Here is a 23962-nt window from a genome sequence, read left to right on the forward strand (position 1 = left end):
TTTAAATTAGATTTATAAAAAATATTTTAAATATATTATTTTTATTATTTTTATCTATTATTAATAATAAAATATTATTTTTTATAATAAATTTATTAAATATTTTTTTATTGTTTTTAAATTTATAATTTATATTTTATTTTTTTAAACAAATTATATAAATTGTTTTTTTTAGAATAATTTTTAATTACTTCTAATGTATAGAGTTTATCTTGTTTTTTTATAAAACAAATTATATTTTGTATTTGAAAATATTTTTTTTCACAGTATAATACTGTTTCTCTTATATGTTTTTTTCTATTTTCTTTAACAAGAAAAAATTCATTAAATGATTTTTCTATTTCTTTAGGGAGTTTAAAATATTCAATATTAATATCTAAAATATCAATACCCAAATTATATTTTTGTACTATTAATTGTAATTTTTTTTTAATTTCATCACTTATTACATTATCGTTTTTAGTTAAAATATAATTTATTGAAAATTTTCCTATAACTTCATTTAAAACACTATCAATAGATTCTTTAAAATTATTCATTAAATTTTGATTTGAAAATATATATGCTAATGGATTAAAAATTTTATATTGTACAGTTACTTTAATATTAACTAAACTTAAATCTGAAGTTAATATCATATTATCTATAATTAATGGTTTTACAGAAACAACATTTACAACTTTAATTTTGTCTAAAAAAATAAATCTCCAATGCAATCCTGGATCAACTAAATTATATAATTTACCTAATCTAATAATAATACCTTTATCTGTATTTTTAATAATATAAAATCCATTAACGAAAAAAAATAAAAAAATGAATACAAAAAATATAGAAAAATATTTTATTGTTTTATTTTTATTAAAATTATCTCGATCCATACTTTTTTAATTATTGTTAAAATAAAAAATTTTAATTTTATTATATAATTTTAGTTAATTATATATATCATATTTTTCATTAATCATAAAATTATTTTTATAAAAATATTTTATTTATAATTTTTATTATAGAATTATATGCAAAATCTAAATTTTCACTATTTAACCAATGTACATTATTCCAATTTCTAAGCCATGTTAATTGTTTTTTAGCTAAATGACGTGTAGATAAAATTATTTGATTAAACATATCTGTATAATTTATTTCATTATTAATGTAAGAATACATTGGTTTATAACCAATACAACGCATTGCAGGAAAATTTATTTGTAATTTTTTATTATATAAAAGATTTCTTACTTCTACTTCAAATCCTAATTGAAACATTTTCATTAATCTTGTATTTATAGCATTATATAATTTATTACGATCATAATAAGTAAGAGCAAATTGATATATTTTATAAGGAATTTTATTTTTTTTAATTTTTATTAATTTACTTAATGGTTTACCTGTTAAAAAAAACACTTCTAATGCTCTTAAATTTCTTTGTAAATCAGAAGGATGAATTTTATTTGCAGAATATGAATCTACTTTATTTAATAAATCATGTAAAGTTTGATATTTACCATTATTTTTAATTTTATTAATAATAAAGTTACGAACTTGAATATTAGTAGATGGTAAAGGAGAAATTGGTTCAATTAGTTTTTTATAGTAAAACATACTACCACCAACTAATAATGGTATTTTTCCTTTTTTTATTATTAGTTTAATAATTTTTAAAACATTATAATAAAATTCAGATACAGAATAGTATTCATGAGGTTCTTTAATATCAATTAACCAATGTTTTACGTAATAAAGATCTTTTTTATTTGGTTTAGCTGTTCCTATATCCATCCATTTATATATTAAAGAAGAATCTACGCTTATTAATTCAATAGGAAAAATTTTAGATAATTTCATTGCTAAATAAGTTTTTCCTGAAGCTGTAGTACCCATTAAAAATATTATTGGTGATAATTTATTATTCATATTATATATGATTAAAAGTTATTGGATAAAATAATTTTTTAATAATAATAGTATTATTATTTGAAATGAATAATTCAAACTCCATTAATAAATCAATTATTTTAAAATAATCCCATAATTTTGTTATATTAATAACATATAAAAAAATCCATTTTAATATTTTTGTAAAAGTAATATTACTTTTAATTAGACAATATTTAAACAAATTTATGAAAAATAATTGCAAATTAAAATTTAGTAATAAAGATGGTATCGATATTAATTTTAATTGATATTTATCAAATTTATCTATAATAAAGTTAAATCCTAAAGTTTTTAAAATTTTTTTTAATTTTTTAAAAATATCTAATTCTTTTGGAATTAATTTTATTGGTAAATTTAAAAAAATGATTTCGATATTATTTTTATTCTCTAAATAAAATTTATATTTAATTTCTAATAAAAAAAATTCTATTTCTTTTACAGACAAATAAAATAAAATATCATTTTTTTCGACTATAATCCAAGTATTTTTTATTATTGTTCTTAATATACCAAAATTTTTAAAATGAAAAAGAGGAATATTTTTTAATATAACTAATTTTTTTTTCTTAATTTGGTTAAAAAAATTATTATTATAATCATCACCTATATTTTTTAAATTTTTTGTTATAATCAATTTATTTTCTTTAATAAAATTATTATTTTTTTTGTTTTTATTTAAACAGTGTTTTTCATAATAAAATGAAGAATTTAATATACTTTTATAAAAAAAATTATAAATTAATTCTAATTGAAAAAAATTTACATCTTTTTTTTGTGGATGTATATTAATATCAATTTGATTTGGTTCTATTTCCAAATAAATTAAAAATGATTGATGATAATATAAACCAAATTTAATTTTACATATTTCTTTAACGATATGATTAATAAATTTATTATGAATAATACGATTATTAATATAAAAATATTTTTTTATATTGTTCGAATAATATTTATTTTCAGGAATTGTGATCCAACCAAACAAACTCATTTTATCATAATTTGAATTTATTTTTAATGATTGATTAATAAAATCTTTACCACATATTTTATCAATTCTATTAATATAAGAAATATTATTTTTTACATTTGAAAAATTATAAATAATTTTATTATTATAAACAAATTTAATACCTATATTTAATTTCATTAAAATAAAAGATTTAATTATATTTTTAATATATATAAATTCTATCTTATTATTAGGTATAAATTTTCTCCGAACTGGAATATTATAAAAAAGATCTAATACTTCTATTGTTGTGCCTACAGAATTTGGTGATGGTTTTACATAAATTATATTGCTATCCATACCTTCTGTATATATTTCCCAAGCTATTTTTTGATATACTGTTTTTGAAATAATTTTTATTCTAGATATATTTTTAATACTAGTTAATGCTTCACCTCTAAAACCAAAACTTTTAAAAGATTCTAGATCATTTAAATTTTTTATTTTACTTGTTGCATATTTTGTTAAACATAATAATAGATCATTTTTAGACATACCAATTCCATTGTCTTGAATTTTAATTAATTTAACTCCTCCTTTTTCAATAAAGATATTTATTTGAGATGATAAAGCATCAATACTATTTTCAATAAGTTCTTTAACAACTGCTGATGGTCTATCAATAACTTCTCCAGCTGCTATTTGTTTTATAATTTCTTTAGGTAATATTTTTATAGACATTTATTTTAATTAATCAATTATTTTAAGCGGGAAACGAGATTCGAACTCGCGACCCCAACCATGGCAAGGTTGTACTCTACCAATCTGAGCTATTCCCGCATAATTGAACAAATTTCAAAAAATTATTTTTATAGTAATAAAAATACTATTTTATTGTCAATATTTTATATAAATATATAATTAAATATTAAAAAAATTTTTTCTATAAAATTTTAATTCTTCTAATGACTGATATATATCTTGTATAGCACTATGTGTTTTATTTTTGTAAAATTTAATAAAAGTGTTTTTTTTCCATATTTTTATTAATTCTTTTATAGAACTTACATCAATATTACGATAATGAAAATATTTTTCTAAATTAGGCATATAATTATATATAAATCTTCTATCTTGACAAATACTATTTCCACACATAGGAGATTTTTGTGGATATACCCATAATTTTAAAAAGTTTAAAATATATTTTTCAGTTTTTTTTTCATTAAATATACTTTGATTAACTCTATTAATTAATCCAGTTTTTTTATGTGTATTTATATTCCATAAATCCATCTTATCTAATTCTTTTTTTGGTTGATGAATTGCTATAATAGGTCCTTCTATTAATATATTTAAATTATTATCTGTAATTAAGATAGCTATTTCAATAATACGATTTAAATTAGGATTTAATCCTGTCATTTCTAGATCTATCCATATTAAATTATTATTTTTAATCATACTTAAAATATATTAAATTTGATTTCAATATTACATTTATAAAAGTTTATTTAAATACTAAAAAATTTAAAATTTTAATATAAATAAAAATTTATCAACAAATATCTTATTATATCATTAATTAAATTTCAGTTCTATATAATAATAATTATTTTATTTTATAATTTTTGAATTTAAAAGATAATTACTTATTTTTTATAAAAAAATTTTTTATTAAATATTTGTATAAAATATATATTTTAAAATTATTATTTTATAATAGATTATTTTTTTTTAATACGAGAAATATAAGATTTATATCTAATATCTATTTTAACTTTATCACCTATTTTAATAAATGATGGAACTTTAATTATTTCTCCATTACTAAGTATTGCTTGTTTGTTAACGTTATTTATTGTTTCATTTTTTATATTCATATTTGTGTTAATAATTGTTAAATTAATAAAATTTGGTAAATTTATAAATATAGGAACTTTATTCCAAAATACTATATTATAAGTTTGATTAGAAACTAACCATTTATATTTATCTTTTATAATTAATTTATTAATTATTATTTGTTCAAAATTTTTTTTATACATAAAATAATAAAAATTATTTTTTTCAGTATATAAATATATCAAATTATTTTCTATAATATCTGCAGTATTTAAAGAATCAGTAGATTTAAAAGTTTTATCAATTAATTTTTCATTGATTATATTACGCATTTTAACTCTAACAAATGCTTGACCTTTCCCTGGTTTAATAAAATCACTAGATTCTATGAAATATGGTTCATTTAAAAATATAAATTTCATACCAATTTTAAAATTATTACTAGAATAATTAATCATTATTATATAACCTATAAAAATAAACATTTTATAAATATTGGTATGTTTTAAAACAATAAATAAATGCTGTGCTTTATAATAAAGCACAGCAAAAAAACTAAACAATTTATACTATTAATTTTAAAATGTAATATAAAAATATATTTTATATTATTACATCATACCACCCATACCACCACCCATACCGCCACCCATACCAGATGAAGGTGTATTATTATTCATTTCAGATTTTTCATTTTTTGGTAAATCTGTTACCATACATTCTGTAGTAATCATAAGACCTGCAACAGATGCTGAATATTGTAAAGCAGAACGTGTTACTTTAGTTGGATCTAAAATACCAAACTTAATCATATCACCATATTCTTCACTAGCTGCATTATAACCATAATTACCATGACCATCTTTAACATTATTTGCTACAACAGATGGTTCTTCACCAGAATTGGATACTATTTGACGCAATGGAGCTTCCATAGCTCTTAATGCAACTTTTATACCCATATTTTGATCTTCATTTTGACCAATTAAATTACATAATTTTGCTGCAACACGAACTAATGCAACACCACCACCTGCAACAACTCCTTCTTCTACAGCTGCTCTAGTAGCATGTAATGCATCTTCTACCCTTGCTTTTTTTTCTTTCATTTCTACTTCAGTCGCAGCTCCAACTTTTAATACAGCAACTCCTCCAGCTAATTTCGCTACTCTTTCTTGTAATTTTTCACGATCATAATCTGAAGTAGCTTCATCTATTTGTTGTCTTATTTGTACTACACGACCAGAAATATTGTTTTGTTTGCCCATACCATCTATTATGGTAGTTGTATCTTTATTTATTACAATACGTTTTGCTTGTCCTAAATCACTCAATTTAGTTTTTTCTAATTGTAAACCAATTTCTTCAGAAATAACATTTCCACCTGTTAAAATTGCTATATCTTGTAACATTGCTTTACGACGATCTCCAAAACCAGGAGCTTTAACTGCAGCTACTTTTACTACTCCACGCATAGTATTTACTACTAAAGTAGCTAATGCTTCTCCATCAACATCTTCAGCAATTATTAATAATGATTTATTTGCCTTAGCTACCATTTCTAAAATAGGTAACATTTCACGTATATTAGATAATTTTTTATCAACTAATAATATAAATGGATTTTCAAGTTCAACTGTTCCAGATTCTGATTTATTAATAAAATATGGAGATAAATATCCTCTATCAAATTGCATTCCTTCAACAACATCTAGTTCATCTTGTAATCCACTTCCTTCTTCAACTGTAATAACTCCTTCTTTACCTACTTTTTCCATAGCCTGTGCAATTAAATCACCAACTGCCTCATCCGCATTAGCAGAAATAGTTCCCACTTGAGCTATAGATTTAGCATTAGTACAAGGTACAGAAAGTATTTTTAATTCTTCTACTGCAGCTATTACTGCTTTATCTATTCCCCTTTTTAAATCCATAGGATTCATTCCAGCAGCAACAGCTTTTAATCCTTCGCTAACAATAGCTTGTGCTAAAACACTAGCTGTTGTTGTTCCATCACCAGCAACATCATTAGCTTTAGAAGCAACTTCTTTTACCATCTGTGCTCCCATATTTTCAAACTTATCTTCCAACTCAATTTCTCTAGCTACTGTTACTCCATCTTTAGTAATAGCTGGTGCACCAAATGACTTATCTAAAACTACATTTCTTCCTTTTGGACCAAGAGTAATTTTTACTGCATCAGCTAATACATTTACACCACGTAACATTTTTACACGAGCATCATTACCAAATTTTACATCTTTAGCTGCCATTTTAAATGCTCCTTAATTCATTTAAATTAAACTAATTATTAGAAATAAACATTTTTTGTAAAAAAATTATTCTTTTACAATAGCTAAAATATCACTTTCTGACATTATTAGTACTTCTTTATCATCAATTTTTTCTATTTTAACATTATAACCATCATTAAATATTATTATATCTCCTTTTTTTACATCTAATGGTTTTACTTGACCATTATCTAAAATACGGCCTTTACCTACAGCTAAAACTTCTCCACGTGTAGATTTACCAATAGCAGAACCTGTTAATACAATACCACCTGAAGATTTAGTTTCAATTTTTTTTCTTTTAACAATAACACGATCATGCAATGGACGAATATTCATTAAATTCTCCTTTTAATTAGATATATCAATAAAACTATCAATCAATATTCATTTATTTTATTAAGTAAGGTGACCTGAAAGATAAGGACATATTTTATCGGTTTCAAGGTCTATATTTTAAAAAATTTTAAATATAATTTATTATGTAATAATTGTATCAAAAAATAATGAGAAATAGAATTTTTTTTATAAAAAGTGTAGTTTATAACTATATTGTTTATTTTTAAATAATATAAATAAAACTAAAATAAAAGGAATATTATGATTTTTATTGAATTAATTATTATTTTACTACTCATATATTTAGGTTGTAAATTCGGTGGTATGGCATTAGGTTTATTTGGCACTTTTGGTGTATTAATATTAACAATATTTTTTCATAACAAAATTGGTAACATTCCATTTGATGTAATAGAAATAATTTTATCTGTGATAATTGCAATTTCTACTGTAAAATTATCTGGAGGTATAGAATATTTGGTATTTTATATAAATAAAATTCTATCTAAAAGAAAAAAATATATTATTATTCTTTCGCCTATAGTAACTTATTTTATTACCTTGTTTTCAGGAACTGGATATACTGCACTTTCAATATTTCCTGTTATTATTAATATATCTAAAAAAAATGGTATAAAACCAGTATATCCATTATCATTATCTGTAGTGTCATCTCAAATAGCAGTTACAGCATCACCAATATCTGCATCATTAATATATTTATCAAAAATACTAGATCCATTAGGGATTAGTTATAATCAATTATTAATAATTTTAATTCCATCAACATTTATATCAATTTTAATTACTTCAATAATAATTAATTTATTTAATAAACAAAATAAAAATTTACTAAATGAACAGAATTTTTCTTTTAATAAAAAATTAAAAAATAAAAAAAATGGTAAATATTCAATTTTATTATTTTTAATAGGAATTATAACAATACTTATATATAATGTTTTATGTGATTATGTATTTTTTAACCAAACAAAAATTTTATCAAGAACAGAATCAACAGTAATATTTATGTTAACAACTGCATTAATAATATCAATTATATGTAAAATTAAAATAAAAAAAATTACTGATACAAAAATTTTTAAATCAGGTATTAATGCTTGTATTTGTGTAATGGGAGTATCTTGGTTAGGAGATACCTTTATTAAATCTCATATTCATGAAATGAAATTTATTATTTTAAATATAGTACAACAATATCCTTGGGTATTATCTATTATTTTATTTTTTATAACATCTCTATTTTATTCTCAAGCAGCAACAACCAAAGCTATTATTCCAAATTTAATTACTTTAGGCATTTCTCCTAAAATTATAATAGGATCATTTACTGCTGTTTCAGCTCTTTTTTTATTTCCAATATATCCAACTTTATTATCTGCGGTAGAAATGGATGATACTGGTTCAACTAAGATAGGAAATTATATTTTTAATCATTCTTTTTTAATTCCAGGTATTGTAATTACTAGTTTATCAATTATGTTAAGTTTTTTTATAGAAATATTTATTTTATAAAAATAATTTATTAAGAAATAATAGTATATTATTAATAATAAACTATTGACGTTAGATGGTAATTATTGTCATAATAAACATTGTTAATATGCCCGGATAGCTCAGTTGGTAGAGCAGTGGACTGAAAATCCCCGTGTCGGTGGTTCAATTCCACCTTCGGGCATTTGTTTTAATTAGATATTTATAATAAACCTACTTTTAAATTATTAGCTTGATATACTAATTTATTATCAACTAATGCTATTCCATTTGCTATACCAATTATATAATTTATATTAATTATACGTTTTAAATGAATACAATAAGTAATTTTTTTAGATGTTGGTAAAACTTCTCTAATAAATTTCACATTTTTTACTCCTAAAGCTCTACCTTTACCTTTACTACCTAACCATCCTAAATAAAATCCAATTAACTGAAACATGGAATCTAATCCTAAACATCCTGGCATGATAGGATCATCAATAAAATGATAAGAAAAAAACCATATTTTAGGATTAATATATAGATTTGCTTCTATATATCCTCTATTATATTTTCCTCCATATTTTGTAATTTTAACAATTTTATCTATTAATAACATTTTATTTGATGATAATTTAGGATTTGTATTTTTAAATAATTTTCCATGACTAGCAATAATTAATTCTTTTTTGGAAAAAAAATTTTTTTTACACATGATTAAATAATCTTAATAAGAATATTATTTATAAAATTTAATATTAATTAATTTTAAATAATTAATTATTATTATTTAATATATTAAATAATAAATAATTAATTATTTACGTTATTATACTTAAATAAGTAATACAGAAATATATATTTCTGTATTACTTATTTATTTTGGGTTAAAAAATTATTTTTTTGTGAATAAAGGTTTTAGTAAATTAGCATAAGAACCTGTAATATCTATTTCTACAACACGATCTGATGCTAAACATTGTTTTAATAATTTATAATTTTTTAATTTTTTACAATCTGTATTATTTTCTGATTTAATACTTCCTACTCCTTGGACATACAAATAATTTCCTGATACACCTTGTAAAATTAAATATTTAGATACTATATCAGATCTTTTTTTAGAAAGAGATAAATTATATTTTTTTTTACCAATAAAATCAGCATATCCTATAATATGTGCAAAATGATTTTTATATTCAATAAATTTTAATTTATGAGCAACTTGATTTAACATCATTTTAGATTTATTTTGTAAATTAAAATCATCATATTTAAAAAATATTTTAGATTTTAAGTGAAAACGTCGATTACTTAATCTTCTAACAAAAATTTTATCAATTAATTCAGTAGGTTTATGTTTATCAAAAGAATATGATAAACCAAATACTAACATCGCATTATTAGTTTCTTTTCCAAGAAAATAACTATCACCAATTTTTCTTGCAATTTGATATTCTAATCTAGAAGACCAATTATTATTTAATTTATATTCACTACCAAAAGAAAATAATGGTGTAGCATTATAATAATACCTAATATTATTAGTATCTTGAACATCTATACGTGTAACAATAGCACCTAAACGACCATAAAGATCTAAACCTCCATAAATTGGACAAATCATTTTAGCAGATAATTGTACACCTTGTGCTTTAAATAAATTAGTTAAATTTTTTTCAGTATAAGAAACTAATCCTAACCAATCATAACCTAATTCAAAATTTAAAATTTCGTTTTCTTTATATCCTATAAATAATCCACTACCTAATTTATTAACTTTTTCATCATCTTGTTCTTTAGTAGAATAACCTAAAAGATTATCATATTGAGACCATCCGATTTTTGATCCTAAATACCAGTCATTCTTAATAGTATCAGCTATAACATTATTTATATTATAACAAAAACCAATAAATACTGTAAAAATTATAGTAACTATTTTTTTCATTTTTTTCAGTTCCTATTATTATACTAAATAACTATATAATAAAAATTAATAATACATAAATATTTAATTTTTTTAAAATATTTAATTACTTACAAAATGATTAATTTAATTATAATATATAATATTAATTTAATAATTTATTATTAGAAAATAAAATTTATTTAATTAATTAAATTTTTTAATAAAAAAATTACTATTTTTATCTTTTATTAATTTTATTGAAGAAAAGAATTGACATTCTTTCTTTAATATTGCTTGTATCCAAATAATATTATTATTAAATTTTATTGCAGATAATATACCTCCTCTTGAATATATTTTATGGATATCTGTCTTTGGATTATTACAAAATTCTAATCCATCACAAAATGATGGTTTAAAATTAGCAGTACCTTCTAATAAAAATAATGATTTATTTTTCTTTTTTTTAACTTTAGAAATACTAATTATCTCTTGTCCTAAGTAACATCCTTTATTAAAATTAATAGCATTAAAAACTTCCATATTAGAATCTTGAGCAAAAAATTTAATACTATTATCTTTATTAAAAATAGGATAACCTATTTCCATATAAAATTTAGTCCATTGATCACTATCATATATTAATATTTTGCTATTAATTATATATTTTATTAAAAATTTTGCATGTTTTTCATCTAAAATCATAAAATATCTTTTTATAGGACTTATAAACTTTAAAAAAATATTATTATTATAAATAAATAAATTTTGTTCATTAGAACAAAATTTATATTTACTAAATATTTGAGATAAAATTTTATTCGAATTTACTCCTGATAATCCTAAAAGAATTTGTGATTTCTGTAAAAAAAAATTTATCTTATAAAAATAAATATATTTTTTTATTTGTTTTAAATAATGTTTAACAATATTTTTTTTAATAATATAACAATATCCATATTTATATTTAAATATATGCATATTTGTGAATATTTTTCCTTTAACATTGCAATGTAATGCATTAAAAAAACGCAATGGATGATTATCTAATTCATTAATATCTATTGTAAGTTGATTTTGTAAAAAAATTTTACTATCTTGTCCTTGTATAATTATAAAACTCCATGTATCTAATAAAATTAATTTTAATAGATCATTTGAAAAATCAACATAATTTTTATTAAGAAAATATCTTTCTATATTAATCATATCTTACTGAAATTATTTCTTTGTTAATTATAGTATATTATTTAAAATAATAAAATATATTTATCACTAAATAATAACATTTCAAATATCATATAATAAATATATTTTTTACTTATAAAATTTAAATCAATGTTTTATTAATTTCTTGTAAAGAAAATATTCTTTTTTTAGGATTAATACCCATAGCTAATATTGTAGCTTTAGAACCATTAATTGTTGTATCACAATGAATGCCATTTTCCAAAGCAGAAATTCTAATAAGTTTAGATGCTTCAATAGAACTTTTAATTGATGTAGTATTAATAATATAATTATAATGTTTATTTTTTATTAAATCTATAATATTAGGTGATTTTTCTGTTACTTTTCTTACAATATTAACTTTAATATTTTTATGTTGTAAAAATTTAGCAGTGCCATTCGTAGCATCAATTTTTAAACCATATTCAATTAATTGTTTTACTAATGGAATAACTGCAATTTTATCTTGATCTCTAACAGAAATTAATACTGAACCAATTTTATTTATATTAATATTTATACTTAGCATAGCTTTTGCAAAAGCTTCATCAAAAGAATATCCAATACCCATTACTTCTCCTGTTGAATGCATTTCAGGGCCTAAAATTGGATCTACACCATAAAATTTATTAAATGGAAAAACCACTTCTTTTACAGAAAAATAATTAGGAATAATTTCTTTACTAATTTTTAAATCAATTAAAGATTTACCAACCATTACTAAAGTTCCTATTTTTGCTAAAGGTATTCCTATAGCTTTAGATATAAATGGTATAGTACGTGAAGCTCTTGGATTAACTTCTATTAAATAAACTTCATTATTTTTAATAGCAAATTGTATATTAAACAAACCACAAATATTAATTGCTATAGCTAATTTTTTTACTTGAGATCGAATTTTATTTAAAATAAAATCACTAAGATTATTTGTAGGTAAAGAACAAGCAGAATCACCAGAATGTATACCAGCTTGTTCTACATGTTCCATTATCCCCCCAATAAAAATATTTTTTCCATCACAAATAGCGTCTACATCTACTTCTATTGCATTATCTAAAAATTTATCTAATAAAACAGGAGTATCATTAATATCATAATATTTTTTTAAATCATCTATATTATATATTAATTCCATAGATCTACCTCCTAATACATAAGAAGGTCTAATTACTATAGGGTAACCAATTATTTTAGATTTTTTTATTGCTTCGTTTAAATTATATACAATAAAATTTTCTGGTTGTTTTAACTTTAAAGATTTAACAATATATTGAAATTTTTTTCTATTTTCAGCTTTATCAATAGAAGATGGACTTGTTCCTATAATATTTACTCCTTGATTTTCTAATAACTTAGCTAAATTTAATGGAGTTTGTCCTCCATACTGTATAATAACTCCTTGAGGTTTTTCTATTCTAATAATTTCTAATATATCTTCTAAAGTAATAGGTTCAAAATATAAACGATCTGAAATATCATAATCAGTAGAAACTGTTTCAGGATTACAATTTACCATAATAGTTTCAAAATTATTTTCACGCAAAACCATAGCAGCATGTACACAACAATAATCAAATTCTATTCCTTGACCAATCCTATTAGGACCACTTCCTAAGATCATAATTTTTTTACTATAATTACTAGGATTAGATTCACATTCTAATGCATACGTAGAATATATATATGCAGTATTAGTTTCAAATTCTGCTGCACATGTATCTACTCTTTTATATACTGGATGTAAATTATGATTATAACGTAAATTACGTATTTTATTTTCAGATGTTTGTAATAAATCAGCTAATCGAGAATCTGAAAATCCTCTTTTTTTTAAATTAAAAAAATTATTTTTATTTTTTAAATAATTTATACCTAAAAATTTTACTTTATTTTCAATAATAATTATTTCTCTTATTTGAGTTAAAAACCAAGGATCTATCTTAGAATAAGAATAAATATCTTTTATTGACATATTTAATCTAAAAGCATCAGCTATAAATCTAATTCTATCTGGTCCAGGTACTTTTAATTCATGTATAATTAAATTTAAATTTTTTTTACTGAAATTTTTTATGATAGGTGTAAAACCATTAATTCCTATTTCTAAACTTCGTAAAGCTTTTTGAATAGATTCTTGAAATGTTCTTCCTATAGACATAATTTCCCCTACAGATTTCATTTGTGTAGATAACCTATCATTAGCCCCAGTAAATTTTTCAAAATTAAATCTTGGTATTTTTATAACTACATAATCAATACTAGGTTCAAAAGAAGCTGAAATTTTTTTATCAGTTATATCATTCATTAATTCATCTAATGTATATCCTACAGATAATTTTGCTGATATTTTTGCTATAGGAAATCCTGTTGCTTTAGAAGCTAAAGCAGATGATCGTGATACACGAGGATTCATTTCAATTACTACTAATTTACCGTTTTTAGGATTTACAGCAAATTGTACATTAGATCCACCTGATTCTATTCCAATTTCTTTCATTATAGATATAGAAGCATTTCTCATTATCTGATATTCTTTATCAGATAAAGTTTGAGCAGGAGCAACAGTTATCGAATCTCCAGTATGAATACCCATAGAATCAATATTTTCAATCGAACATATAATAATACAATTTCCGTTTTTATCTCTTATGACTTCCATTTCATATTCTTTCCATCCTATTAAAGATTCATCAATTAATAATTCTTTATTAGGAGATAAATTTATACCTATTTTACAAAGATTTATAAATTCTTTTAAATTATTTGCTATACCACCTCCACTACCACCCATAGTAAAAGATGGTCTAATAATACATGGGAATCCAATTTTATTTACAAAGTTAATAGCTTCATCAATATTATTAACAATTTTCGATATAGCTATATTCAAACCTAATTTTTTTATAATTTTTGAAAAATAATAACGATTTTCAGCTTTATGAATTGCTTCAATAGTAACTCCAATAATTTTTACATTGAATTTATTTAAAATATTATTTTTATTTAAATCTAAAATACAATTTAAAGCTGTCTGTCCACCCATAGTTGGTAAAATAGCATCAGGTTTTTCTTTTTTTATAATTTTTGCTATAATTTCCCATTGTATAGGTTCTATATAAGTAATATCAGCAATATCAGGATCTGTCATAATAGTAGCTGGATTAGAATTAATTAAAATTAACTTATATCCTTCTTCTTTTAAAGCTTTACAAGCCTGTGTTCCTGAATAATCAAATTCACATGCTTGTCCTATAATTATAGGACCAGCACCTAAAATCATAATACTTTTTATATTAATATTTTTTGGCATTATTATAATCTCTCATATTTTTCTAAACAATATTTTTGAATTAATTCTATAAAGTAATCAAATAATATAGAAGCATCATGAGAACCTGGGCTAGCTTCAGGATGTCCTTGAAAACCAAAAGCAGGTTTATCAATACGATGAATACCTTGTATAGTATTATCAAATAATGATTTATGTGTTATTTTTAAATTAACTGGTATACTATTTATATCTACTGTAAAACCATGATTTTGTGTTGTTATAAATATTTTGTTAGTTTTTATATCTTTTACGGGATGATTACTTCCGTGATGTCCTAAGAACATTTTTTTTGTTTTAGCACCACTGGCAAGTGCAAGAATTTGATGTCCAAGACATATTCCAAAAATTGGAATATTTGTTTTTAATAATTGTTTTACAGAGTAAATAGCATAAAAACATAATTCAGGATTTCCTGGTCCATTAGATAAAAAAATTCCATCTGGATTAAAATCTATAATTTTTTTAAAATCTGTATGAGCAGAAACAACAGTTACATGACATCCAAGATCTACTAAAATATTTAAAATATTTTTTTTAATCCCAAAATCAAATGCTATTATATTCATAGGTAGTAAAGATTTTTTCTTTATATTTTTTTTTATTATTTTATAATTAGTATTTCCTTTAATCCAAGAATAATTTCTATTAGTTGTTATTTCTTTAACTAAATCTAATTCTTGTAAATTTGAAAATTGTTTCATTTTATTTATAAAATATTGTAAATTAATATTTACTATATTAGTAGTGATAATACAGCCAATATTAATTTTTTTATTACGTAATAAACGTGTCAATTGACGAGTATCAATATCTGAAATAGCAACTACATTTTTTTTTTTTAAATAAATATCTAAAGTATTTTGACTTCTATAATTACTTGATATTTTAGATAAGTTATGAATAACAAGTCCTTTTAAATAAATTTTAGATGATTCTTCATCTTCTTTATTAATACCAACATTTCCAATATGTGGGTATGTAAAAATCAAAATTTGTTTATAATAAGATGGATCTGTAAGTATTTCTTGATATCCAGTCATAGATGTATTAAAAACTACTTCTCCTATAACTATTCCATTAATTCCAATAGATTTACCAACAAATTTTGTTCCATCTTCCATTATTAAAAATGCTTTGTTTTTAATCAAATAAACCTCCAAAGTATTTAATTTTACTAAAATTAATATTATATATTTAATATATTTCTTGTTAACAATTATTGTTAAATTTTGTTATATAAGTTAAAATTACTTTTTAATAATTAATTATTCAAGTTAAAATATTTTAATAAAGACTATATAATGTATAATGAGATTATTAATTTAGAATTATTATCAGCATCTAATGTTTTAAAAAATTTTATTAAAAATAGTAACAACATTAATAATATTAAATTAGCAGCTGATTTAATTGTTAAATCTTTTTTAAACAATAATAAAGTTATTTCTTGTGGTAATGGTGGTTCACATTGTGATGCTATGCATTTTGCAGAAGAATTAACTGGAAAATATAGAAATAAAAGACCTGCATATCCTGCATTATGTATATCAGATGTATCTCATTTTTCTTGTGTTAGTAATGATTATGGTTATGAATATGTTTTCTCTCGTTATATAGAAGCATTAGGTCAACCTAATGATGTTTTGTTTGCTTTAACTACTTCTGGAAAATCTACTAATATACTTAATGCATTACATACTGCAAAACAAAGAAATATGAAAATAATATTATTAAATGGCAATAATTCTACAAGTGAAATGAAAGATTTAAGTGATATAGAAATAGCAGTAATGTATAATGGTTATTCAGATAGAATACAAGAAATACATATTAAAATAATTCATATAATAATATTATTAATTGAAAAATTAATAAGTAAAAAAATATAATATATATTTAAATATAGATAATATTTTTACATAAACTAAATATATATAACTTTACTCTCTTAAAAAATTTAATTTAAGAGAGTAAATAAATATAATAATAATTATTTTGAAATGACTTTCATATCAGTCATATATTTACGTAATATATAACCAATCTTTTCAATTGAATGATTTCTAGTAGTAAGATTAATATCTAATAAATATTTATTATTTATAGATATATTTTTCATATCTATAATTCCTAAATCTTCATCTTTTAAACTATTTATAAAATTTTTTAATAAGGGTATAGCTTCATTAGAAAATAAATAATTACCATATTCTGCTGTATCAGATATTACTTTATTCATTTCATATAATTTTTTTCTTGCAATGATATTTGCAATTAAAGGTAATTCATGTAATGATTCATAATATGCTGATTTTGGTGAAATTCCTGTTTCTATCATTATATCATATGATAATTCAACACTAGCTTTAACTATGGCTACCATAAGTAATCCGCGATCAAAAATTTCTTGTTCATTTATAATGATATTATTACTAACTAAAGTTTGTTCAAATTTATTATTTCCTATTTTTTTTCTCCAATTTAATAAATTTTTATTATTATTATTCCAATCTTCTATTATTTGTTTAGAAAAAATTCCAGAAATAATATTATCCATATGTAATCTGAATAATGGTTTTAAAATTTTTTTTAAAATCAAAGAAAGTTCGTAAGCTCTAATTTTATTTTTATTATTTAATCTATCCATCATTAATGTAATACCTCCTTGTTTTAAAGACTCAGTAATATACTCCCAACCAAATTGGATGAATTGTGATGCATATTCTTTATTTACTTTACGATTAATTAATTGATCAAATAATATTATTGAAGCAGTTTGTAACATACCACATAAAACAGTTTGTTCACCCATTAAATCAGATTTAACTTCTGCAATGAAAGAAGATTCTAATATACCTGCTTTATGACTGCCTATAGCAACAGCCCAAGCTTTTGCAGTTTCTAATCCATTGTTATTATAATCATTTTGTTGATGTACAGCTATTAATGATGGTACACCAAAACCACGTTTATATTCTTCTCTTACTTCTGTTCCTGGACATTTTGGAGCAACCATAATTACATTAATATTTTTAGGAATTTTTTCTCCTTCTTCTACAATATTAAAACCATGAGAATATCCTAATGTAGCACCAGCTTTTATTAAGTTTTTTATATTTTGTAAAAGTTGACTATGATTTTTATCAGGAGTTAAATTAATTATCAAATCAGCATTAGGAATTAATTCATTATATGAACCAATAATAAATTTATTTTTATAAGCTTTTTCCCAAGATAAATTTTTATTTTTAATAGAATTTTGTTTCAAAGCATAAGATATATTCAAACCAGAATCTCTCATATTTAGTCCTTGATTTAAACCTTGTGCTCCACATCCTATAATAACTATTTTTTTATTTTTTAAATAATTAATTCCATTAGAAAATTCTCTAAAGTTCATTAATCTACATTTTCTTAAATTTTTTAATTTTTCACGAAAATTTAATTTATTAAAATAATTTTTCATTTGTACAACCTTATATAAATAATATTAAATTATAAATTATAAATATATTTATACATAATAGTGTTAATTATTAATATTTTTATTAAAACAATTTTAATTGTATAGTAAATAATATTAATTGATCATGGACAATATAACAGCATATTTTGTTGTTATTTAATATTAATAACTGATATTAAAATTTAATAAAAATTATTATAAAAGTATTTTAATAAAAAATTAATGCCATCAATATTATTGATATTAATTAATAATAATTATTATATAAAAATATGATTTATATTATTTATAAAATTATTTAAAATCTTTTAATTTATTTTTATCTCGTACCGCTCCTTTATCAGCACTTGTTGCTAATGCAGCATAAACTTTTAATGCAAAAGATATTTTACGTTTACGAATATTATGAGGATGGTAAGATAATTTACCACGATTTTCTTCTTCTTTAATTCTTAAATTTATTTTTTCTTGTGAAATAAGCAGATTAATATATCTCTTAGGTATATTAATTTCAATAATATCTCCATTTTTTATTAAAGCAATATATCCTTTATTTGCAGCTTCTGGTGAAATATGTCCAATAGATAATCCAGAAGTTCCACCAGAAAATCTTCCGTCTGTAATTAAAGCACAACTTTGATCTAATTTCATTGATTTCAAATAAGATGTTGGATATAACATTTCTTGCATACCAGGACCACCCTTAGGACCTTCATAACGTATAACAACTACATCTCCTGGAAAAACTTTTTTATTTAGTATATCACTTACTGCAGATTCTTGACTATCATATACTTTAGCTGGACCTCTAAATACCATTAATTTTTTATTTACACTTGCAGTTTTAACTACACATCCATCTTGAGCTATATTACCATATAAAACTGCTATTCCACCATATTTACTAAAAGAATATTTATATGATCTAATACATCCAGTTTTTCTATTCCTATCTAAATTACACCATTTATTTTTTTGTGTAAAAGGTTGTATAGTTTTAATATTACCTGGTGCAGCTAAAAAAAATTTTTTGATATTTTCATTTTTATTATTAATAATATCATATTTAGATATCATTTGCTTTGTAGTTAATCCTAATATGTTTTTTGTATTAGAATGTATTAGTCCAATACGATATAATTCACCTAATAAAGACATTACACCTCCTGCTCTATGAAAATCTTCAATATAAAATTTTCTAGTACTAGGAGATACCATACATAACCATGGAACTTTTTTCGATAAATTATCTATATGAGATAAATTTAATTTCAAATTTGCTTCCTGTACTAAAGCTAATATATGTAAAATTGTATTAGTAGAACCACCCATTGCAACATCAACCATTATAGCATTTTCAAAAGCTTTTTTATTAGCAATATTTCTAGGTAAAACACTTTGATCATTATTAAGATAATATTTTTTTGTAAGATCAACTATAATTTTAGCTGATTGTATACATAATTTTTTACGATATATATGTGTTGATAATAAAGTTCCATTACCAGGTAATGCTAAACCTAAAACTTCTAATAAACAATTCATCGAATTTGCAGTAAACATTCCGGAACATGAACCGCATGTAGGGCATGCATTATTTTCAATTTTATTAATATATTGATCTGATTTATTTAAATCAGCTGCATTTACCATTGCATCTACTAAATCAATTCTTCTTGTTTTTGATAAAATATCTATTTTTCCAGCTTCCATTGGTCCACCAGAAATCATTACAGTAGGTATATTTAAACGTAAACTAGCCATTAACATACCAGGAGTAATTTTGTCACAATTAGAAATACAAATCATAGAATCTACACAATGAGCATTAATAACATATTCTATTGAATCTGCAATTAGTTCTCTAGAAGGAAGAGAATATAACATTCCTTCATGACCCATAGCAATACCATCATCAATAGCTATTGTATTAAATTCTTTTGGTACTCCTCCCATATTTTTTATTTCTTTTGAAATAATTTTACTTAATTTTTGTAAATGAATATGACCAGGAACAAATTGTGAAAATGAATTAACTATAGCAATAATTGGTTTTTTAAAATCAGAATCATCCATTCCAGTGGCTCTCCAAAGAGCACGAGCTCCTGCCATATTACGACCTGTTGTAGTAATAGATGAACGATAACTAGACATTATTTTTTTTCTCTTATTTTTAAAAATTGAATTTTTATCTAATAAATATAATCTAACCAATTCCATTTATCTTCTATTATTCCATCAAATAAATTAAAAAATTCTTGTTGAATTTTTTTTGTAATTTTACCTCTTTTTCCGTAACCAATTTTAATACCATCTATACTCCTTACTGGAGTAATTTCTGCAGCAGTTCCTGTCATAAATATTTCATCTGCTAAGTATAATGATTCTCTTAATATTAAAGTTTCTTTTGTTTTAATTCCTATTTTTTTAGCTATTTTTAAAACTGAGTCTCTAGTAATTCCTGGTAATACTGAAGAATGAAGAGGTGGAGTAAATAAAATATCATCTTTTATTTTAAATATATTTTCCCCTGCTCCTTCCGATACAAATCCAAAACTATCTAATGATATTCCTTCATGATATCCATTCCTTCTTGCTTCACTACCAATAAGAAAAGAAGATAAATAATTACCACCAGCTTTTGCAATACTAGGAATAGTATTTGGTCTTATTTTATTCCATGATGATATCATGGCATCAATACCATTAATTATAGCTTTATTACCTAAGTAATTACCCCATGAAAACGAACTAATTATTACATCAGTATAATAGTTTTCAGGAGGATTCACTCCTAAACCCACATCTCCTATAAATATTAAAATTCTTATATAAGCTTCTTCTAATTTATTATATTTTAATATAATATGTACTGCATTCATTAAATCTTTCATTGTAAATTTTAATGGCAAACGATAAATTTTTGCAGAATTATATAAACGTTCAATATGATCTTTATGACGGAAGATAGCTGGACCTTTAAAAGATTTATAACATCTTATTCCTTCAAAAACAGAAGTTCCATAATGTAATGCATGTGACATTACACTAATTTTTGCATTTTCCCATTTAACTATATTTCCATTAAACCAAATAAAATCTGCTTTTTTCGTTTTCATTATAATATTTCCTTATCTACTATAATTAGCAGTATTATTATGACATTTATTAGATTATTTTAATATCAAATACATCTATTAATTTAGATAATTGTTTTATAAGAAAATCTATAGGTTTTTTACTTTCTACAATTATTTCAATAAGTATATTACCTATTTTTAATACTGAATTAACTTTCATATAACAAATTCTAAATCCTCTATGACGAATAATACGTAAAATACGTTCAATAATTTCAGGACTTATATACGTGTTAATATATATTTTATATTGATTCATTTAATTTCTTCTATCATATTTTCATTGCTATAACCGGGAGGGACTAATGGCCAAACATTATCAGATTCATTTATAGAAACATGTAATATATATGCATTTTTTTTATTAAACATATTTTTTAAACTCACATCTATTTGATTAACATGATTTATTTTTTCTCCAGATATACCAAAAGCACTTGCTAATAATAAAAAATCAGGATTATCCCATAATATGGTTTCACTATATCTTTTAGAAAAAAATAATTGTTGCCATTGTTTAACCATGCCTAATCTTTTATTATCTAATAATATAATTTTTATAGGTAATTGTTTTCTTTTAATTGTATTTAATTCTTGAATGTTCATCATAAATGATCCATCACCTGTGATACATATTACTGTATCATTAGGACGTCCTATTTGTGCACCAATAGCTGCAGGTAATCCAAATCCCATTGTGCCTAATCCACTTGATGTAATAAAATTTTTTGGAGATGTAAAATTAACATGTTGTGCAGTCCACATTTGATGTTGTCCTACATCTGTAGTAATAATAGTATTATAATCTTTAAGATCTGATAATTTTTTTAAAAGAATAGGTGCATAAACTTTATTTTTATTGAAATTTTTGTAGTTCCAAGAATATTTTATTATTATTTTTTTTATATAAGTTTGCCACTCAAAAATATTTTTTGGTTTTTGTAAAAATGGGAGTATATTGTTTAAATTACCTAATAAATGAAAATCTGTTTTACAAATTTTATTAATTTCAGATGAATCTATATCTAATTGTATTATATATGCATTAGAAGCAAAATCTTTTGGATTTCCTGTAACACGATCATCAAATCTAGCACCAATAGCTATTAATAAATCACATTTTTGTACAGCATAGTTTGCAGCTTTATTACCATGCATTCCTAACATACCAAGATAATAAGGATATGTATTATCTACAGATCCTAAACCTTTCAATGTAACTACTACTGGTATTTTTGTTTTTTTAATAAAATTTTTTAATGTAAAAATAGCATTACCTATTCCTACACCTCCGCCTATATATAATATAGGCATATTAGATTTTTTTAAAAAATCGTTAATTTTATTTATATTTTTTATTGAAATATTTTTTTTATTTGTTAAATTTTTTATTTTAAACTTATTATATATATTTTGAGGAATAAAATTAGATAATTGTATATCTTTAGGTATATCTATTAAAACAGGTCCTGGTCTATTAGATAAAGCTATTAAAAAAGCTTTATCAAAAATATCATTTAATGATTCTATTGAATCTATTAAAAAACTATGTTTAGTACATGATAAAGACATTCCTATAATATCAATTTCTTGAAAAGCATCTGTTCCAATTAATGTAGTAGGTACTTGTCCAGTTATAGCTATAATGGGTATAGAATCTACCATAGCATCTGCAATACCTGTTATTAAATTAGTTGCTCCAGGACCTGATGTTGCTAAACAAACTCCTATATTACCAGTAGCTCTTGAATAACCTATAGCAGCAATAGCTGCTGCTTGTTCATGTCGACATAATATATGTTCAATTTCACTATCATATAGTGCATCATAAAGAGGCATAATAGCCCCTCCTGGATGTCCAAATACTGTTTTTACATTTTGTTTTTTTAATGCTTGAATTATACATTCTGCTCCATTCATATTAATTATTACCTCTTTTATTTATAAAAAATTATATGTATAATTCAATATTAGTCTTAGTTAATATTTATACAAAACTCCTTAGATAA

The 23962-nt window shown here is 21.9% G+C and carries 19 protein-coding genes and 2 tRNA genes; 3 read left to right on the top strand and 18 right to left on the bottom strand.

Annotated features, from left to right (window positions below; all coding sequences use genetic code 11):
* Positions 1 to 122 precede the first annotated feature (122 nt).
* From hflK to GJT80_RS00975, 8 genes are all read right to left on the bottom strand, one after another.
* Positions 123 to 881 carry an FtsH protease activity modulator HflK gene (gene hflK, locus GJT80_RS00940; protein ID WP_168867528.1) on the bottom strand — a complete coding sequence of 253 codons (759 nt, stop codon included), beginning with the start codon at positions 879 to 881 and terminating at the stop codon, positions 123 to 125.
* A gap of 97 nt (positions 882 to 978) precedes the next feature.
* Complete coding sequence (gene miaA, locus GJT80_RS00945; protein WP_168867529.1) at positions 979 to 1920, bottom strand: tRNA (adenosine(37)-N6)-dimethylallyltransferase MiaA; 942 nt, start codon at positions 1918 to 1920, stop codon at positions 979 to 981.
* Between the two features lies 1 nt (position 1921).
* A complete protein-coding gene (gene mutL, locus GJT80_RS00950; protein WP_168867530.1) occupies positions 1922 to 3637 on the bottom strand; it encodes a DNA mismatch repair endonuclease MutL in 1716 nt (571 codons plus the stop codon).
* A 25-nt stretch (positions 3638 to 3662) separates the two neighbouring features.
* Positions 3663 to 3736, bottom strand: a tRNA-Gly gene (locus tag GJT80_RS00955).
* Positions 3737 to 3817: 81 nt separating this feature from the next.
* Positions 3818 to 4360, bottom strand: a complete 543-nt coding sequence (gene orn, locus GJT80_RS00960) for an oligoribonuclease (protein WP_168867531.1) — start codon at positions 4358 to 4360, stop codon at positions 3818 to 3820.
* Between the two features lie 263 nt (positions 4361 to 4623).
* Entirely contained in the window at positions 4624 to 5199 is a 576-nt protein-coding gene (gene efp / locus GJT80_RS00965; protein ID WP_168867532.1) for an elongation factor P, read from the bottom strand.
* A 153-nt stretch (positions 5200 to 5352) separates the two neighbouring features.
* Complete coding sequence (gene groL, locus GJT80_RS00970) at positions 5353 to 7014, bottom strand: chaperonin GroEL (protein ID WP_168867533.1); 1662 nt, start codon at positions 7012 to 7014, stop codon at positions 5353 to 5355.
* A 66-nt stretch (positions 7015 to 7080) separates the two neighbouring features.
* Positions 7081 to 7374, bottom strand: a complete 294-nt coding sequence (locus GJT80_RS00975; RefSeq protein ID WP_168867534.1) for a co-chaperone GroES — start codon at positions 7372 to 7374, stop codon at positions 7081 to 7083.
* A gap of 261 nt (positions 7375 to 7635) precedes the next feature.
* Here GJT80_RS00975 and GJT80_RS00980 point away from each other — a divergent pair, with 261 nt between their 5' ends.
* Together GJT80_RS00980 and GJT80_RS00985 are read left to right on the top strand one after the other, a co-directional pair.
* Positions 7636 to 8910: an anaerobic C4-dicarboxylate transporter family protein gene (locus GJT80_RS00980; RefSeq protein ID WP_168867535.1), complete on the top strand. Its 1275-nt coding sequence runs from the start codon at positions 7636 to 7638 to the stop codon at positions 8908 to 8910.
* 90 nt (positions 8911 to 9000) lie between these two features.
* A tRNA-Phe gene (locus GJT80_RS00985) sits at positions 9001 to 9073 on the top strand.
* 18 nt (positions 9074 to 9091) lie between these two features.
* Here GJT80_RS00985 and fabA read toward each other — a convergent pair.
* The 5 genes from fabA to carA all read right to left on the bottom strand — a co-directional run bounded on the left by fabA (position 9092) and on the right by carA (position 16495).
* Positions 9092 to 9592, bottom strand: coding sequence for a bifunctional 3-hydroxydecanoyl-ACP dehydratase/trans-2-decenoyl-ACP isomerase (gene fabA, locus GJT80_RS00990; protein ID WP_168867808.1), 501 nt, complete (start codon positions 9590 to 9592; stop codon positions 9092 to 9094).
* 177 nt (positions 9593 to 9769) lie between these two features.
* Entirely contained in the window at positions 9770 to 10825 is a 1056-nt protein-coding gene (locus tag GJT80_RS00995; protein WP_168867536.1) for an OmpA family protein, read from the bottom strand.
* Positions 10826 to 10990: 165 nt separating this feature from the next.
* Positions 10991 to 11995: a tRNA-modifying protein YgfZ gene (ygfZ, locus tag GJT80_RS01000; protein WP_168867537.1), complete on the bottom strand. Its 1005-nt coding sequence runs from the start codon at positions 11993 to 11995 to the stop codon at positions 10991 to 10993.
* Between the two features lie 121 nt (positions 11996 to 12116).
* Positions 12117 to 15326 (bottom strand): carbamoyl-phosphate synthase large subunit, encoded by a 3210-nt coding sequence (gene carB, locus GJT80_RS01005; RefSeq protein ID WP_168867538.1) that lies wholly within the window; start codon positions 15324 to 15326, stop codon positions 12117 to 12119.
* Between the two features lie 2 nt (positions 15327 to 15328).
* Positions 15329 to 16495 carry a glutamine-hydrolyzing carbamoyl-phosphate synthase small subunit gene (gene carA / locus GJT80_RS01010; RefSeq protein WP_168867539.1) on the bottom strand — a complete coding sequence of 389 codons (1167 nt, stop codon included), beginning with the start codon at positions 16493 to 16495 and terminating at the stop codon, positions 15329 to 15331.
* Positions 16496 to 16648: 153 nt separating this feature from the next.
* Between carA and lpcA the strand changes: the two genes are divergently transcribed.
* Positions 16649 to 17236 carry a D-sedoheptulose 7-phosphate isomerase gene (gene lpcA / locus GJT80_RS01015; RefSeq protein ID WP_168867540.1) on the top strand — a complete coding sequence of 196 codons (588 nt, stop codon included), beginning with the start codon at positions 16649 to 16651 and terminating at the stop codon, positions 17234 to 17236.
* 101 nt (positions 17237 to 17337) lie between these two features.
* On the opposite strand, the gene ilvC is transcribed toward lpcA, so the two are convergent.
* From ilvC to ilvG, 5 genes are all read right to left on the bottom strand, one after another.
* Complete coding sequence (gene ilvC, locus GJT80_RS01020; protein ID WP_168867541.1) at positions 17338 to 18813, bottom strand: ketol-acid reductoisomerase; 1476 nt, start codon at positions 18811 to 18813, stop codon at positions 17338 to 17340.
* A gap of 294 nt (positions 18814 to 19107) precedes the next feature.
* A complete protein-coding gene (gene ilvD, locus GJT80_RS01025; protein ID WP_168867809.1) occupies positions 19108 to 20967 on the bottom strand; it encodes a dihydroxy-acid dehydratase in 1860 nt (619 codons plus the stop codon).
* 38 nt (positions 20968 to 21005) lie between these two features.
* Entirely contained in the window at positions 21006 to 21932 is a 927-nt protein-coding gene (locus GJT80_RS01030; protein WP_168867542.1) for a branched-chain amino acid transaminase, read from the bottom strand.
* Between the two features lie 49 nt (positions 21933 to 21981).
* Positions 21982 to 22212, bottom strand: a complete 231-nt coding sequence (ilvM, locus tag GJT80_RS01035) for an acetolactate synthase 2 small subunit (RefSeq protein WP_168867543.1) — start codon at positions 22210 to 22212, stop codon at positions 21982 to 21984.
* Positions 22209 to 23873 carry an acetolactate synthase 2 catalytic subunit gene (gene ilvG, locus GJT80_RS01040; RefSeq protein ID WP_168867544.1) on the bottom strand — a complete coding sequence of 555 codons (1665 nt, stop codon included), beginning with the start codon at positions 23871 to 23873 and terminating at the stop codon, positions 22209 to 22211. The genes ilvM and ilvG overlap by 4 nt, the downstream gene beginning before the upstream one ends.
* Between the last annotated feature and the right edge of the window lie 89 nt (positions 23874 to 23962).

The organism is Enterobacteriaceae endosymbiont of Plateumaris braccata (assembly GCF_012563325.1).
Taxonomy (GTDB): Bacteria; Pseudomonadota; Gammaproteobacteria; order Enterobacterales; family Enterobacteriaceae.